This window comes from Hymenobacter cellulosilyticus (genome assembly GCF_022919215.1).
GTDB classification, from domain to species: domain Bacteria; phylum Bacteroidota; class Bacteroidia; order Cytophagales; family Hymenobacteraceae; genus Hymenobacter; species Hymenobacter cellulosilyticus.
The window spans coordinates 2,901,718-2,917,597 of sequence record NZ_CP095046.1; the positions used below are offsets into that span (position 1 = coordinate 2,901,718).

The window sequence follows — 15,880 nt, forward strand, 5'->3', positions numbered from 1 at the left end:
GGCCGCCGTTGGTTTGGGCGAGCTAAAACTACGCTAACCAGTGGCTTGGCTCAGTCCCACGCTCCGCCCCGGCTGGTCCTGCCCAGCAACCCCTGCCTACTACCATATTCCAGGATTACCAACCGTCTGTTCCGGTACTGATGAAACGAATGTACATGCTCATGCTGATGAGCTGGAGTGTCTTGTGTCTTTCTACAAGCTGCTCAAAACACGAAGAAGAAAAAGAAGAATCGGTCAAGTTCCTGGTCACCAGTCCGCTGCAAAAGGATACGACCATCACCAAGGAGTACGTCTCGCAGATTCACTCCATCCAGCACATCGAGGTGCGGGCCCTGGAAAAAGGCTATCTGCAGAAGATTTTCGTGGATGAAGGCCAGCAGATTGAGAAGGGGCAACTGATGTTTCAGATCATGCCGTTGCTCTACCAGGCCGAGCTGAAAAAAGCCGAGGCCGAGGCCAAGTTTGTAAACATCGAGTACCAGAACACTAAGAAGCTGGCCGATGGCAACATTGTGTCGCCCAACGAGTTGGCCCTGTCGCAGGCCAAGCTCGAAAAAGCCAAAGCGGAGGTGTCACTGGCGCAGACGCACCTGGGATTTACCACCATCCGGGCCCCGTTCAGCGGCATCATGGACCACTTCCAGGCCCGACTAGGCTCCCTCGTCGACGAAGGCGACCTGCTCACCACGCTGTCGGACAACAGCAAGATGTGGGTGTACTACAACGTGCCGGAAGCCGAATACCTGGCCTATAAAAGCCACGTGCAGGCCGACGCTAAGCCCCAGGTGAAGCTGAAGATGGCCAACAACGAGGAGTTCGAGTATCCCGGCATTGTGCAAACCATCGAGGCTGACTTCAACAACGAAACCGGCAACATTGCCTTCCGGGCCACTTTCCCCAACCCCAAGGGCCTGCTGCGCAACGGCGAAACCGGCTCGGTGCTGATGACGGTGCCGCTAAAAAACGCCCTGATTGTGCCCCAGAAAGCCACTTTCGAGGTGCTGGAAAAGAAATTCATGTACGTCGTCGACAGCAAGAACGTGGTGCACCAGCGGGAAGTAACCGTGGGCGCCGAAATGCCCGACCTCTACATCATCACCAGCGGCCTGAAGGCGGGCGACAAAATCATGCTCGAAGGCATCCGCAAAGTGAAAGACGGCGACAAAATCCGCTTCGAATACCAGGAGCCGAAGTCGGTCATTGCTCACCTGAAAGTGTACTCCGAGTAGAGTCAGCCAACTCTGCCTAAACCGAACGTCATGCCGGGCTTTGCGCCCGGCCCGGCACTTCTTTGGCTCTATTAGCCCATTATATGTTTAGTAGATTCCTTCGTCGACCCGTGTTTGCCATCGTTATATCGGTGGTAATCATGTTCCTGGGCATGCTGGCCATCAAAACGCTGCCCACGTCCCAGTTCCCGGAGATTTCGCCGCCCATGGTGATGGTAAGCACGGCCTACCCCGGTGCCAGCGCTAAGGTGCTGACCGAATCGGTACTCATCCCATTAGAGCAGGCCATTAATGGCGTGCCGGGTATGAAGTACATGACCTCCGACGCCGTGTCGGCCGGGGAAGCCAACATCCAGATTGTCTTCAACCTGGGCACCGACCCCGAGCAGGCGGTAGTAAACGTCAATACCCGCATTGCCCAGATCCTGAACCGCTTGCCGGTGCTGGTGCAGCGCGAGGGCGTGGTCGTAAACCGCGTGGTGCCCAACATGCTGATGTACGTGAACCTCTACAGCAAGGACAAGAATACCGACATGCGGTACCTCTTCAACTTTGCCGGGGTGAACATGCTGCCCGAAATTCAGCGTATCGACGGTATCGGCCGGGCCAGCATCCTGGGTTCCCGGCAGTACGCCATGCGCGTGTGGCTCAAGCCCGACCGGATGCGGGCTTATAATCTGTCGGTGGACGACGTGATGGAGGCGCTCAACGACCAGAGCGTAATTGGCTCCCCGGGCCGGATCGGCCGAAGTGACGGCAAGGAAGCCTCGGCCCTGGAATACGTGCTGACCTACAAGGGCCGCTTCAACGACGTAGAGGAGTATAAGAACGTCATTATCAAGGCCAACTCCAACGGTGAAACCCTGCGCCTCAAGGACGTGGCCAACGTGGAGCTGGGCTCGGAATTCTATGACATCTACTCCAACCTCGACGGCTACCCTTCGGCGGCCATCATGCTGAAGCAAACCTACGGCTCCAACGCCTCTGACGTCATCAAAAGCGTAAAGGCTAAGCTGGAAGAGCTGAAGAAAACCATGCCCCCCGGCATGGATTATAAGATCAGCTATGACGTGTCGAGCTTCCTCGACGCCTCCACTGAAAACGTAATTCACACCCTGCGCGACGCCTTTATCCTGGTGGCCATTGTGGTGTTCCTCTTCCTGGGCGACTGGCGCTCCACGCTGATTCCCATTATTGCCGTGCCGGTGTCATTGGTCGGCGCCTTCATTGCCATGCAGGCCTTTGGGATGACCATCAACATGATTACCCTGTTTGCCCTGGTGCTGGCCATCGGTATCGTGGTCGACGACGCCATTGTGGTGGTGGAAGCGGTGCACGCCAAGATGGAGGAAAAGCACCTCTCGCCCTACGGGGCGGTGCGCGAAGTGGTGGGCGAAATCAGTGGGGCCATCATTGCCATTACCATCCTGATGACGGCCGTATTCGTGCCGGTGGCCTTCATGAGCGGTCCGGTGGGTATTTTCTACCGGCAATTCTCCATCACCATGGCTTCGTCCATCGTGATTTCCGGCATCGTGGCTTTGACCCTGACGCCGGTGCTCTGCGCCATGATCTTGAAGAACACCCACGGCCAGCCCCGCAAGAAGACGCCCATCAACCGCTTCATCGACTGGTTTAACCGCGGCTTTGAGCGCCTGACCGGCCGCTACACCAACTTCCTGGAAAAGGTAGTAGACCGCCGCATACTCACCTTCGCCATTTTGATTGCCTTTGGCCTGGGCATTTTCGGCATCTCGTCCACGCTGCCCTCGGGCTTTATTCCGGCCGAAGACCAGGGCATGCTCTACGCCATTATCCAAACGCCGCCCGGCTCGACGCTGGAGCGCACCAATGCCCTGTCGCAGCAGCTCTCCAAGCTGGCCGAAAAGGTGCCGGGCATCGAAAGTGTTTCGTCGTTGGCCGGCTACGAGGTACTCACTGAAGGCCGCGGCTCCAACGCCGGTACCCTGCTGATCAGCCTCAAGCCCTGGGAGGAGCGCAAGCAGTCCGTCCACGATATCGTGATGAGCCTGGAGGAAAAAGCCAAGGAAATTCCCGGCGCGACCATTGAGTTCTTCGAGCCGCCGGCAGTGCCGGGCTATGGCGCGGCGGGTGGTTTCCAGCTACAGCTGCTCGACAAAACCTCCACCGGCGACTACCAGGCCCTGGAAAAGGTGAACGAGGACTTTATGCGGGAGCTCAAAAAACGCAAGGAGTTGGCCGGCCTGTTTACCTTCTTCTCGGCCAACTATCCGCAGTACGAGCTGCAGATTGACAACCAGCTGGCCATGCAGAAGGGCGTGAGCATCGGCAACGCCATGAATACGCTGAGCATCATGATTGGCTCGACCTACGAGCTGGGCTTTATCAAGTATCAGCGCTTTTTCAAGGTGTTCGTGCAGGCCTCGCCCGAGTACCGCCGCCTGCCCAAGGACGTGCTGGATATGTGGGTGAAAAACGACAAGGGCGAAATGGTACCGCTGTCGGCCTTCATGAAAATTGTGAAAAGCCAGGGCGCCAACGAAATCAACCGCTACAACATGTACCCCACGGCCTCCATCCGCGGCGACGCGGCCCCGGGCTTCAGTTCGGGCGAGGCCATCAAAGCGGTGCAGGAAGTAGCCAAGAAAACCCTACCCCGCGGCTACGACATCGACTGGGGCGGCTTGTCGAAAGACGAGGTGAGCCGCGGCAACGAGGCCATCTACATCTTCCTCATTGTGCTGGGTTTCGTGTATCTGGTGCTGGCTGCCCAGTACGAAAGCTTCCTGCTGCCGCTGGCCGTTATCTTCTCCCTGCCGGCGGGCATCTTCGGCTCCTTTTTGCTGATCAAGATGCTGGGTTTGGCCAACAACATCTACGCCCAGGTAGGCTTGGTCATGCTGGTGGGGCTGCTGGGCAAAAACGCGGTGCTTATCGTCGAATTCGCGGTGCAGAAGCACGAGGAGGGCATGACGGTGCGTGATGCGGCCATTGAAGGCGCCAAGGTCCGCTTCCGCCCGATTCTGATGACTTCCTTCGCCTTCATTGCCGGCCTGATCCCGCTGGTACTGGCCCACGGCGCGGGCGCCATCGGCAACCGGACCATTGGTACTTCGGCTTTGGGCGGGATGCTCTTCGGTACCATTTTCGGGGTCATCATCGTGCCGGGCCTGTACTACATTTTTGGCTCGCTGGCCGCCGGCCGCAAGCTTATCGGGGATGAGAACGAGCACCCCTTGTCCGAATTCGAGCCCCACGTTTTAGTTGAAGAAGTTGAGTCTCATGCTTAAAAAACGCATTTATCAAAGCCTGAGCGCGGCCTGTCTGGCCCTGGCCATGGGCGCGTGCAAAACGCCGACCCTGGTGCAGAAAAATGAAAATCGCACCGTGCCGGCCAGCTTCACCGGCAGCTCGTCGGACTCGACCAACGTGACCCGGGTGCCCTGGCAGGAGTTCTTCACCGACCCCAATCTGGTAGCCCTCATCGACACGGCCCTGCAGCGCAACCAGGAGCTGAACATCACGCTCCAGGAAATTGAAATTGCCCGCCAGGAAGTCCGGGCCCGCAAGGGCGAGTACCTGCCCACGGTGGGTCTGGGCGCAGCGGCCGGCGTCGAAAAAGCGGCCCGCTACACCCTGCCCGGCGCCACGGAGGAAAGCGTGGACATCAAGCCCGAGCGCCGCACCCCCGACCCGCTGACCGACTTCCAGGTGGGCGCCTACGCCAGCTGGGAAGTGGATATCTGGCACAAGCTGCGCAACGCCAAAAAGGCCGCCGCTTCGCGCTACCTGGCTTCGGTAGAAGGCAAAAACTTCACCGTGACCAACCTGATTGCCGAAATTGCCACCTCGTACTACGAGTTGCTGGCCCTCGACAACCAGCTGGCCATCATTCAGCAGAACCTGCAGATTCAGGGCAACGCGCTGAAGGGCGTGCGTTTGCAAAAGGACGCGGCCCGGGTAACCGAGCTGGCCGTGCGCCGCTTCGAGGCCCAGGTGCACAACACCCAGGCCAAGCAGTTCCTGATTCAGCAGCGCATCACGGAAACGGAAAACCGCCTCAACTTCCTGACCGGCCGCTACCCCAGCCGATTGTGCGCAACGACGCCACATTCAACGACCTGGTGCCCAAAACCATTCAGGCCGGAGTGCCCGCTCAGCTGCTGCAAAACCGCCCCGACGTGCGCCAAGCCGAGCAAAACCTGGTGGCCGCCAAGCTGGACGTGCAAGTAGCCCGAGCCAATTTCTACCCCTCGCTGCGCATCACCGGTGCTGTGGGCTCGGCGGCCTTCCAGCCCGGCTTGCTGGCTACGCTGCCCGAGTCGGTGCTGCTGTCGGTGGCCGGCGACATTGCTGCCCCGCTGATCAACAAGAACGGCATTAAGGCCTTGTACTACAGTGCCAACGCCCGCCAGACCCAGGCCGTGTACAACTACGAGCGGACGGTGCTCAACGCCTACATCGAGGTGGCTAACCAGCTGGCTAACATCAACAACCTGGAGAAAACCTACGGCGAAAAGGCCAAGGAAGTGCAGGCCCTGGACGAGTCGAGCACGATTTCCAACAGCCTGTTCCGTTCGGCCCGCGCCGACTACACCGAGGTGCTCTTCACCCAGCGCGACGCCCTGGAATCGAAGTTTGACCTGGTGGAAACCAAGATGCAGCAGCTCAACGCCACGGTCAACGTGTACCGGGCTCTGGGCGGCGGCTGGAAATAACGCCTAGCTCTAAACTTCTACCCCCGCCAAACAGCCCCGCTCTTGTAGAACGGGGCTGTTTTTTTTAGGATGTTACCCCTCAACCAAAACGCCGCTACCGGGCAGCATAAAACTGTCGGCGCATTTGAATCAGCAGCTCCACGGCGCGCTGCTTGTCGGGCGCGTCGGGTAAGGTTGATTCGGCAAAAGCGGCGTCCACCTGCTGGACCAGGGTTTCGGCTTCGGCTACCAGGGCTTCGTACTCGAACTCGCCGCGGCGGATTTGGAGCAGAAAGTCCCGGTCGGGGCGGCGCACGTGGAGCTGGCCGGTGGTGGCAATTTCCAGGGCCGTGCGCAGCAGCCGGAACACGTGCAGCATATTTTTGGCGTCGTAGTTTTTGCCGTGCTGCACCGTGTTTTCGTAGCGCTCCACGTTGCGGCGGCTTACCCAGTCCCAGTATTCCTTGTACACCCGGCAGTAAGTGGAGTAGCCGTTGCGGTTAAACGACAGATACGCCACCGGCACCTCGCCCTTGGGCACAGTTGAGAGCAGTACGTCGTTAGACGTTTCCGCGTCCTTGACCAGGCCCCGGTAACCCAGCCTAGGAACCTCGGCTGTATCCACGAACAGGGCGTACAAATCCGTCAGGTGGGGCACGTTGGCCAGGCCGCACTGCCCGGCTGCGTAGTCCTGGCGGTCCAGCCACTTGTCGGCCGGCATGGCCCCGGCGCCCACGGTCACGTAGCAGAAGTCCAGCACCGACTTGCGGGCTGGCGGTTCGGGGTTGTTGATTTTCTTGTTGAGCCCCTTAGCTTTGCGAATCTGAGCTACGGCGTACTCGGCAAAGGTTTGGCGGCAGAGCTTGGACAAGAACTGCGCGGGCCGAAACGCCCGGAACAGCGGGTGCTCAAACCGGATACAGTCGGCGGGCGTGCCCAGGATTTCCAGGGCCGTAGGGTTGTTTTTGAGCAGCAACTCCACGAAGCGGCGCAGCTCGTAAAACACCTCGTCGTTGGTTGAATTGGCCACCTGCGGTACGTAGTCGAGGCCGTAGTACAACTCTTCGGGCAGCACAAACACGCCCTTCAAATCGGTGTCGGAGTGGGGCAAATCGGTGCCGTAAGCCCGGCTGCCGCTGACAGCTTCGAAGATAATAAGTCCGTGCTGCCGCAGGTAGTCGATGGTCAGGCCGGTTTCGCTCGAGGTCATTGAAAGAAGGCAGAAAGTGGCAAGAAACGGTTGCTAGGCGGGAAAACAGGACGTCAGCAGCCGCTGAAACAGCTGGTTAAGCTCGGGCGTGGGGTCGGTGCCGGTAAGTACAGGCAGCGCGTCGCGAACTGCCTGGCAGGCGGCATATTCGTGCCTAAGAAACTCGACCAGTTCCGTCGGCTGGGGAATGGTCGTTTTCTCGGTAGCCTCGGCTTTGCGGGCCAACAGCTCCTGCACTTGCTGGCTTAGTTCCGCGGGCAGCACCGCGCACAAGGGCTTGAACTCCATGGGCGGCAGCGAGTGGCGGGTCCGGATCCAGCGGGCGGCCAGGGCCGAGCGTAGGGCGTAAAACAGCCGCTTGAGCCGCACTTCTCCCCCGGTCAGGTCGGCTTCCAGGCCCCGGCGCACCAGCCCCAGGTAGTGGTGCAGGCCCGCCCTCAGGTTATAGGTAGCCGGCAGAAGTGGCTGCAGGGCCGGCAGGAACTCCGGCGCCGCCCAGTATACCGTCGGCGACTGGAGCCACTCAAACAAAGCCGCGTTGGAGCCGCGCAAAAGCCGCAGCATCTTGCGCAATTCCCAGCCGGCCAGGTCCAGCTCGTCTTCTACGGGAAAGTTGAGCGTGTCGGGGTTGTCGTCGAGGGTAAGGTGCCAGGCCGGGCGCTGGGCGTAAATGAAGCGCACGTCGTAGTCGGAGGTGGGGGAGGGAAAGCCCCAGGCCCGGCTGCCCGCCTCGCAGGCGTACAGAATGCGGATGTCGTGGGTGGCTTCGAGCTGAGTGAGGGCAGCGGCAATACGGGAGTGCATGGAGGTGGCAAACGGTGGGGCCGAACGAAGATAGGGCTTCCGGCGGCGTAGTTATTTTTGATACATTTCCGACCCGGAAGCCGGCCTGAGCAGCTTCGGCCGCGGGGAAAAGCCGCTACTGCTTACTCTCAGTCGCAACTTTGTATTATATAATTCATTGATCTTCTGTTGTTCATGACCAAAATTGCCTGCGGCCTGTTTCTGCTGGCCTGGCTGGGAGCCTGCTCCTCGGATACGCCGGCTAAGCGTGCTACGGCAGCCACCACACCACCGGCTCCGAGTGTCGCACCAACCGTTTCCAAGGCCGCTCCCCAGCCCGCCGATACGCTGGCTACCTTTGTTTGGGAAGATGACGTGTGCCGCTACTCTGGGCGCTACAACCCTCGGAAGTACACCCGGGAGCAGCTGGAAAACGTTCGGCTGCTGCTCTATGGCAGCGCCAGCCTGGAAACCAGCGGCTTAGTGCATCATCCCCGCAATATCGGCAGGCTGAGTTTGGACACGCTGACCCGGGAATACACGCGCCGTATGCCGGTCTACCGGGCCATGCAGGTGGTGAATCAGCCGGTTTGGCGCACCTTGAAAAGCCAGGCCATCCGGGAAATGGAGGAAGACTACCAGGCCAAAAAGCTAAGCATTCAGGCCTACGCCGACCCGGCCGTGCTGCTCACCACCGCCTACCCAAGCTCCTGTACCCGCTACGTGCAGGGCCTGGCCGCTCACGACGACAGCCTGACGCTGCGCGACTGGCACAGCTTTATTCAGGAGCGAATCAGGCGGGAAAAGAAGCTCAGCGGCGGGCCCGAGCACTACACCCAGCGCTACGCCGAGCAGCAGGCCAGCCCCGACCGGCTGCTTTTCGCTAAAGTCGATTTGCTGACCTACGGCTGGTGGAACTGCATCAACGAATCCATTCACCGGGTAGAGCAGACCGCCGAGTTGCATAAGCAATTCAGGCAGCTGTTCAGCAGTGTGAAGTCGGAGTGCGACGAGGTGTAGAAGCCCGCCGGTTACAGCCGCGGGTCGACGGCCTCACTTTCCAGGGCCAGCACCCCGAACACGCACTGGTGCACGGCCCGCAGCGGCTGCCCGGCCACGAACCGCTCCAAGCCTTCTACGCCCAGGGTAAACTCCCGCAAGGCCAGGTTGCGCTTGGCTTTCACTCCCCGCTCGCGCAGGCGCTCCAGGTTGCCGGGCAGCAAATAATCCGGGCCGTAGATGATGCGCAGGTACTCCCGGCCCCGGCACTTTAGCGCCGGCTGCACCAGGGTTTTGCCCTCGGGAATGAAGTCGTAGGGCTTCACTACCATGCCTTCGCCGCCGGCCGCCGTCAGGTCGGTCCACCACTGGGTGGCAGCTTCCACGTCGGCAATGTCTTGCAGGTGCACGACGCGGTAGGGTGTGGCCCGCAGCAGACTTTCGTCGGCCTGGCTGAGGGCGCGCAGGGTTTCCATGTGCCAGGCGTGGTCCTTGTCGAAGTAGGTTTTGCCCTCTGTGGCCAGTAGGTGAAACGGGGCCAAGCGCAAATCCGTCAGGCTTTCCACCGGCCAGCAGTAGCGGCGGTAGGCCTCGGCGTAGTGCTGGGCAGCAGTTTGCCGGGCCGTGGTGCGGGCCAGCAGGGCCTCCACGCCGTCGAGGCCACGGGTGGCGGCCTGGGTGAGTACGGCGGCAGCTTCGGGCAGGGCGGCGGTGGCCGCGGCGGCTACGGCAGCGTACTGGTTCTTGATCAGCTCCTGGGCCTTGGCCGACCACGGCAGCAGTTCGGCATCGAGGCACAGCCAGTCGGTCTGGAACCGCTCCCAGAAGCCGGCCGCCGTCAGGGCCGCTTGCAGCTTTTCGAGGAAAGCAGCTTCCAGGGCCGGGTCGTTGAAGAAGTTGCGGCCGGTGCGGGTATACACCTTGCCGGGACCTTCGCCCACCACGCCGAAGCGGCGCCGGGCGGCATCCTCGTCTTTGGCCAATACCACTACCACGCGGCTGCCCATGTGCTTTTCCTCGCACACCACCCGGCTCAGGCCCTGGCGGCGGAAGTAGTCGAAGGCTTCGGCCGGGTGCTCCAGCATATCGGGCAGGGCACTGGTTTCCGAGGGGCTCATAGTGGGCGGCAGGTAAAGCAGCCACTTCGGGTTCAGGGCAAAGCGCGACATGACTTCCAGGGCCGCCGTGGCGTTTTCCTCCCGAATGGTTACCGACGGCAGCAGGCGGGTTTTGATGATCTGCTTGCCCAGTACGTCCTGGATGTCGAGCAAATCGTCGTGCTGCTGCTGGGCGGTAAGGTTCTTGGGCGAGGTTTGCGCGTTAGTAGCTTCGCTGAGGCGGCGCAGGTAGTCCAGGGGCCGGACCGGCTCGCAGTAGACCTGGGCGGCGGGTACGGCTACCAGCTCCCGCTCGGGGTAGCGCAGGGCAGTGAGCCGGCCGCCAAACACGCAGCCGGTGTCAATGTCGATGGTGTTATTGAGCCATTCAGCCTCGGGCACGGGCGTGTGGCCATACACCACCATGGCCCGGCCGCGGTACTCGGAGGCCCAGTTGTAGCGCACCGGCAAACCAAACTCGTCGATTTCGCCGGTGGTTTCGCCAAACAGGGCAAAGGCCCGCACGGCGCCCGAGCCCCGGCCCTGCATTTCTTCGCGCATGCCAGCATGGGCCACCACCAGCTTGCCGCCATCCAGCACGTAATGGCTCACCAGATTGTCCAGAAACTGCCGCACCTGATTCTTGAACGTGTCGGATTCCAAAGCCAGCTGGGCCAGAGTTTCGGCAAAGCCATGCTGGTCGTTGACCTGCTTGCCGTTGAGGTGGCGCAGCAGCTTGATGTCGTGGTTGCCGGGCACGCACAGGGCCTGCCCGCCCTGCACCATGCTCATCACCAACCGCAAGACCTGCGGGGAAGCCGGCCCCCGGTCCACCAAGTCACCCAGAAACAGGGCCCGGCGGCCGGCCGGAGCCGTCACGTGCACGCCCAGGTCGCGCACGTCCTCTATAGGTTCGGTTTCTACGGCGTAGCCCAAGGTAGTGAGTAGTTGCAGGAGCTCGTCGTAGCAGCCGTGCACGTCGCCGATGATGTCGAAGGGGCCGGTGTCCTGCTTGCGGTTGCTGTAGAGCGGGTCGCGCACGATGGTCTGCACGGCGTCCACTTCCTCAGTGCCGCGCAGGTGAAAGATGTGGCGAAAACCCTCAGCTTTAAGCGTTTTGAGGCTCCGGCGCAGCTGCTGCCGCTGCTGCGGTATCACGTGGCGGCCCAGGTGCTGCCGCTCAGTGCGGGCGCGGTTCCGGTCCTCGGCCACCCGGTCGGGCACGTCCAGGATGATGGCCGTGGGCAGCACGTGGTAGTCGCGGGCCAGCTGCACCAGGGTTTTGCGGGCTTCGGGCTGCACGTTGGTGGCGTCCACTACCGTGAGCAGGCCGCGCTTGAGGCGCAAGCCCACCAGGTAGTGCAGCAAGGCAAAGGCGTCGGGGGTGGCGGCTTGGTCGTTTTCATCGTCGGCCACGAGCAGGCGGCACTGGTCCGACGACACGATTTCGGAGCCCCGGAACAGGCGGCGGGCAAACGTGGATTTGCCGGCCCCGGACGTGCCGATGAGCAATACCAGGGAAAGTTCGGGCAGCTTAAGAGTAGTGTAGGGCATTGAGAATCGGGTAATTTCGTCGGATGATAAAGCTTTACCTGGATATTGACGGCGTGCTCTTGACGACCAAGCATACGCAGGCGGCGTCGGGAGTTGAGGAGTTTGTCGAGTTTGTTACCTCGTCGTTTGAGTGTTACTGGCTAACAACCCACTGCAAAGGAAGCAGTGCTTCGGCTCTGCGCTACTTGTCGCGCTTTCTGCCACCCTCAACCCTGGAACAGCTCGAACACAAGGTAAAGCCCACTGATTGGGACACATTGAAGACCGAGGCAATAGATGTGCAGTCCAATTTCTATTGGCTCGATGACCAGCCATTTCAAGCAGAAAAGGCGTTTTTGCAGGCCAACAGAGCAGCTCACCGCTTAATTGTCGTCGACCTGAAAGAGCCCGATGCGCTGGTCGCTCTGCAGCTTCAGCTACAGACTTTGTTGCAGTTTGGAGGGCTTAAATAGCAATGCAAGTTCAGAGAGTAAGGCAATTAGAAATTTAGCGGCCTTACCGCTCAAATACCGCCAGCTGCGAGGGTGCCCCAACTTCCGCTGCTTCCGGGCCCAAGGGCTCGATGCGCACCCGGTAGCCGTGGCGCTCTGCTACACCCGCGGCCCATTCCGCAAACTGCGCCCGGCTCCACTCGAAGCGGTGGTCGGAGTGGCGGAAATGGCCGGCCGAGAGCTGCTCGTAGCGCTGGTTATAGTCGGCGTTGGGCGTGGTCACGAGTACGGAGCCGGGCCGGGCGCGGGCAAAAACGACCTGCTCGAAGGCGGCCAGCCGATTTTCGTCGAGGTGCTCAATGACTTCCACCACGGCGGCCGCGTCGTAGCTGGCCAGGCGCGGGTCGTGGTACAGCACCGAGCCCTGGGCCAGGGTGAGCCGCTCGCGCTGCCGCGGGGGCATTTCGGCCACGTGCAGCCGCTCGTGGGCCCGCTGCAGTTCCCGCATCGACACGTCCATCGCCAGAATGTGCTCCACCTGCGGCAGCTTGAGCAGGCGGCGCACCAGCTTGCCTTCACCGCAGCCCAGATCCAGCACCCGCTTGGCGCCCAGACGGCTTATTTCTTCGGCCACCCGGTCCAGGCGCAGGTCGTGGAGCTTCTGCTTTTCGGCCACCGGCTCGGAGGCGCCCAGGTCGGCAGCGCTCAGAGCAGCTTCGGTGGCAGCATCGGCGGGCGCCAGCGGTAGGGCGGCTTCCGGCCACTCGTCCGTCGCCACTCCGTCGCCGGCGAGCAGGCGTTCCAGAGTCGGATTCACGTATTCGGCCAGGTTGCGCAGGTAGCGGCGGGTAATAAACTCCCGGTCGGGGTGCTGGGGCAGCCAGGCCGCGCCCCGGTGCAGCAGCTTCTCGGCTTCCTGGGCGTTTACCCAGTAGTGCTTGTCGTTGTCGAGCACCGGAATCAGCACGTAGAGGTGGCTGAGCAGGTCGTGCAGGCGCAGGGCCGGGTGGCGCAGGCGCAGGGTAAAGTAGCGGCTGTTGCCCCAGTCAGGCACGGTCGGGTCCAGGATGTGAGCCTCGGTTTCGACTTCGTAGCCCAGGGGTGCAAACAGCCGCTCCAATTGCTCGGCGCTGGCCGCGGGCATCACGGCCACGGTGGCTTCCAGGGGCAGGAGCACCTCGGGTAGCTCGGGCCGGTCCTTGCAGGTGCCGTTCATGGCCGTGTTGAAGGCCTTAATCAAAGCCGCGCTCAGAAACGAGGAGGCCACGTAGGGCCGGTCATTCACGTACTGCTCCAGGGCAAACCCTTCGCCGGCCGGTCCGCGGTGGTTGCGCACCAGGGCCACGGGGTCAATGTCGAGCAGCACAGCCGCCGTGCAACGCTCGGCCGTAGCCTCGGGGTAAAAAATATGGACTTGGCCACCGGCTACCTCCAAGGTTTGCAGGCGGGCCGGGTTCTTGTGCAGCAGGTAGCCCAAATCGGTGGCGGGCTGGTGGGTAGTCGTGATGGTAAGCAGCATCTGGCTCGGATAAGGCTAGAAAAACAGGCTGTAGGTAGTAAAGGTAGACGCCTGCGGTACAACTACGGTCGAAGCGGCTTAGTCAGCACGCCGGTAGTTGAAAACAGGCTGTGGAACGTGGGGAAACGCAAGTTTACTCGCCGCCCACGGCAGGCAGCGGCTTGCTGGTCGTAAGCGTAGCGCCGGCGCTGGCCGCCATGATGAAAAACACGGCCAGCCACTGCGCCACAGTTAGTTTCTCACCCAGCAGCAGCCAACCCGACAAAGCCGCGGCGGCCGGCTCCAAACTCATCAGGATGCTGAATGTGCGCGTGGGCATAGATTTGAGGGCCTGCATTTCCAGCGAAAAGGGCAGCACGCTCGAAAACAGCGCCAGCAAGCCCGCCAGCAGCAGCAAGTAGGGCGTCAGGGCCAGCAGCCCGCCGCTGCCCACGCCAAACGGCACCACGGGCAGGGCCGCAAACAGCATTCCTACTGTCACGGCCACCGGACCCGGCAATGCACCCGCCGCCCGCCGACCCAGCACAATATACACGGCCCAGCACCCGCCGGCGGCCAGGGCCAGGGCCATGCCCAGCAAATCGATGCCCTGCCCGCTCCAGGGCGTAATCAGGGCAATGCCCGCCGCAGCCAGCACCACCCACACGAAGTCGAACCAGCGGCGCGAACCGGCCAGTGCCAGGCCCAGCGGCCCGATAAACTCCAGCGTAACGCCCAAACCCAGCGGAATCCGGGCCAGGGCCTCGTAAAACAGAAAGTTCATGGTGCCCAGGGCCAGGCCGTAGGGAATTACCTCGCGCCACTGCTCGGCCCGCAGCTGCCCCAGCCGGGGCCGCACCGCTACCAGCAGCACAAGGGCCGACAAGCCGATACGCAGGCTAACCGTAGCTGCTGGCCCGAGCACCGGAAACAGCCCTTTGGCAATGGCGGCTCCGGCCTGTACGCTCACAATGGCGAGCAGTACGGCGGGCAGGGGAGGCAGGGTAAAGCGGGTTACTTCTTTCACGCAGCGCAGCCAGAGGCGAATATGCCGCCGGCCGCGGCTGCAAAAGTGGCTAATCCTGGGGTTCTAACCCAGCCGTCAGGCCGCTATTTGGGCTGCAAAGGAGAAGTGCCAGATAATAAAGGTCACTCGTGCCCCGGCGCTAATGGCCGCCTAAAATCCCGGGTATCCGCACCTGCATTCAGTTCCTGGCGGTCTGATTCTTGCGCCGCACCCAGGCCCACGCTGGCATTACGGTGCGGTGTCCGGGGGGCGGGCCTGGGCGCGGCGTGTAGGCTCGGCGGGGGAGTAAGCTGAACTTTTCAGGGATAACGGTTTATTTCGAGGCTGGCGTGGCGCCCAGGCGCTACCACGTATTTCTACAGTTCAGCCGCTGCGGACCGGTTCACTCCGTCTGTTTTATCATCAATGGCGTAGCTTAAGGCGTTTCCTCTCCCGACATTCTTTCCCTTATTCCTATGAAAACCTCCGCTTTCTTCCTGGCCGCGCTTTCTGCTGGCACGCTCCTGCTCAGCAGCTGCGGCGACGCCAAAACCTCCGAAACGGCTACCTCGGACACTTCGGCTGCCGCTGATTCAGCGGCCGGTATGGACCACTCGCAGATGAACCATGCAGCCGCCCCCGACATGATGGGCCTGATGCACGGCATGATGAAGAATATGGACAGCTTCCAGCCCGCCGGCAACACCGACTACGACTTTGCCCAGATGATGATGGCCCACCATAAGGGCGCCGTGGAAATGTCGGCCCTGGAACTCAAAGACGGTAAGGACGCCACGCTGCGGGCTATGGCCGAGAAAATTCTGGCCGACCAGCAGCAGGAAATTCTGGACCTGGATGCCGCTGCCACCCGCCTCGATGGGGTTCCGGCCAACTACAAGCCCACCGACCCGGCCGACCCGTTCACGAGCAAGATGAAGACCTCGATGGACGGTATGATGACCAACATGGGCCAGGCCAGCGGCAACGTGGATCAGGACTACGCCAACCTGATGGTGCCCCACCACCAGAGCGCCGTGGACATGGCCCGGGCCGAAGTAGCCCACGGCCGCGACGCCAAGCTCAAGCAGATGGCCCAGCAAATGATTGCGGCCCAGGAAAAGGAAATTCAGCAATTCAAAGACTGGCAGGCCAAAAACGGTGGCCAAACCAAGCCGAGCGCCGCCACCTACGAGTGCCCCATGGGCGACGGGGGCCGTAGCAACGCTCCCGGCAAGTGCCCTAAGTGCGGCATGGACCTGGAGAAGAAAGCCTAGCTGCGGCTGGGCTACGCTAGCCGGGAGAAATCCTGCAAGTTGCCGGCGCAATTCTGTACCCGCATCGGTGCACGCGGCCCTACTTTTGGCTGTTTATTATTCCGAACCCGCCCGAATCCG

The 15,880-nt window shown here is 61.5% G+C and carries 10 protein-coding genes and 1 pseudogene; 6 read left to right on the forward strand and 5 right to left on the reverse strand.

Features of this window, described 5'->3' with window-relative positions; all coding sequences use genetic code 11:
• Window positions 1-140: 140 nt before the first annotated feature.
• From MUN79_RS14235 to MUN79_RS14245, 3 genes and pseudogenes are all read left to right on the forward strand, one after another.
• Window positions 141-1,229, forward strand: a complete 1,089-nt coding sequence (locus MUN79_RS14235) for an efflux RND transporter periplasmic adaptor subunit (protein ID WP_244678254.1) — start codon at window positions 141-143, stop codon at window positions 1,227-1,229.
• 83 nt (window positions 1,230-1,312) lie between these two features.
• Window positions 1,313-4,501, forward strand: coding sequence for an efflux RND transporter permease subunit (locus MUN79_RS14240; RefSeq protein WP_244678255.1), 3,189 nt, complete (start codon window positions 1,313-1,315; stop codon window positions 4,499-4,501).
• Window positions 4,494-5,929 (forward strand): annotated as a pseudogene (locus MUN79_RS14245) (TolC family protein). Before MUN79_RS14240 ends, MUN79_RS14245 begins: the two are co-directional and overlap by 8 nt.
• Window positions 5,930-6,023: 94 nt before the next feature.
• Here MUN79_RS14245 and MUN79_RS14250 read toward each other — a convergent pair.
• Window positions 6,024-7,118, reverse strand: a complete 1,095-nt coding sequence (locus MUN79_RS14250) for a DNA polymerase beta superfamily protein (RefSeq protein WP_244678256.1) — start codon at window positions 7,116-7,118, stop codon at window positions 6,024-6,026.
• Window positions 7,119-7,151: 33 nt separating this feature from the next.
• Window positions 7,152-7,922 carry a nucleotidyltransferase domain-containing protein gene (locus MUN79_RS14255; protein WP_244678257.1) on the reverse strand — a complete coding sequence of 257 codons (771 nt, stop codon included), beginning with the start codon at window positions 7,920-7,922 and terminating at the stop codon, window positions 7,152-7,154.
• Between the two features lie 174 nt (window positions 7,923-8,096).
• Here MUN79_RS14255 and MUN79_RS14260 point away from each other — a divergent pair, with 174 nt between their 5' ends.
• On the forward strand, window positions 8,097-8,921 hold the full coding sequence (locus MUN79_RS14260; protein ID WP_244678258.1) for a hypothetical protein: 825 nt from the start codon (window positions 8,097-8,099) through the stop codon (window positions 8,919-8,921).
• Window positions 8,922-8,932: 11 nt separating this feature from the next.
• Here the strand turns inward: MUN79_RS14260 and MUN79_RS14265 are convergent, their stop codons facing one another.
• Complete coding sequence (locus MUN79_RS14265) at window positions 8,933-11,551, reverse strand: polynucleotide kinase-phosphatase (RefSeq protein WP_244678259.1); 2,619 nt, start codon at window positions 11,549-11,551, stop codon at window positions 8,933-8,935.
• A 23-nt stretch (window positions 11,552-11,574) separates the two neighbouring features.
• On the opposite strand from MUN79_RS14265, the gene MUN79_RS14270 reads away from it, so the two are divergent.
• The gene (locus MUN79_RS14270; protein ID WP_244678260.1) at window positions 11,575-12,003 is read left to right on the forward strand and encodes a hypothetical protein; all 429 of its coding nucleotides are present in this window, start codon (window positions 11,575-11,577) and stop codon (window positions 12,001-12,003) included.
• A gap of 43 nt (window positions 12,004-12,046) precedes the next feature.
• Here the strand turns inward: MUN79_RS14270 and MUN79_RS14275 are convergent, their stop codons facing one another.
• A complete protein-coding gene (locus MUN79_RS14275) occupies window positions 12,047-13,501 on the reverse strand; it encodes a 3' terminal RNA ribose 2'-O-methyltransferase Hen1 (protein ID WP_244678261.1) in 1,455 nt (484 codons plus the stop codon).
• 133 nt (window positions 13,502-13,634) lie between these two features.
• Window positions 13,635-14,507, reverse strand: coding sequence for an EamA family transporter (locus tag MUN79_RS14280; RefSeq protein ID WP_244678262.1), 873 nt, complete (start codon window positions 14,505-14,507; stop codon window positions 13,635-13,637).
• Window positions 14,508-14,962: 455 nt separating this feature from the next.
• Between MUN79_RS14280 and MUN79_RS14285 the strand changes: the two genes are divergently transcribed.
• Window positions 14,963-15,760, forward strand: coding sequence for a DUF305 domain-containing protein (locus MUN79_RS14285; protein WP_244673388.1), 798 nt, complete (start codon window positions 14,963-14,965; stop codon window positions 15,758-15,760).
• The last annotated feature ends 120 nt before the right edge of the window (window positions 15,761-15,880 follow it).

Excerpts from the sequence above, each read along its gene's own strand:
- MUN79_RS14235 (WP_244678254.1), top strand. The coding sequence starts at position 141 with ATGAAACGAATGTACATGCTCATGCTGATGAGCTGGAGTGTCTTGTGT.
- MUN79_RS14240 (WP_244678255.1), top strand. The coding sequence starts at position 1,313 with ATGTTTAGTAGATTCCTTCGTCGACCCGTGTTTGCCATCGTTATATCG.
- MUN79_RS14250 (WP_244678256.1), bottom strand. The coding sequence starts at position 7,118 with ATGACCTCGAGCGAAACCGGCCTGACCATCGACTACCTGCGGCAGCAC.
- MUN79_RS14255 (WP_244678257.1), bottom strand. The coding sequence starts at position 7,922 with ATGCACTCCCGTATTGCCGCTGCCCTCACTCAGCTCGAAGCCACCCAC.
- MUN79_RS14260 (WP_244678258.1), top strand. The coding sequence starts at position 8,097 with ATGACCAAAATTGCCTGCGGCCTGTTTCTGCTGGCCTGGCTGGGAGCC.
- MUN79_RS14265 (WP_244678259.1), bottom strand. The coding sequence starts at position 11,551 with ATGCCCTACACTACTCTTAAGCTGCCCGAACTTTCCCTGGTATTGCTC.
- MUN79_RS14270 (WP_244678260.1), top strand. The coding sequence starts at position 11,575 with ATGATAAAGCTTTACCTGGATATTGACGGCGTGCTCTTGACGACCAAG.
- MUN79_RS14275 (WP_244678261.1), bottom strand. The coding sequence starts at position 13,501 with ATGCTGCTTACCATCACGACTACCCACCAGCCCGCCACCGATTTGGGC.
- MUN79_RS14285 (WP_244673388.1), top strand. The coding sequence starts at position 14,963 with ATGAAAACCTCCGCTTTCTTCCTGGCCGCGCTTTCTGCTGGCACGCTC.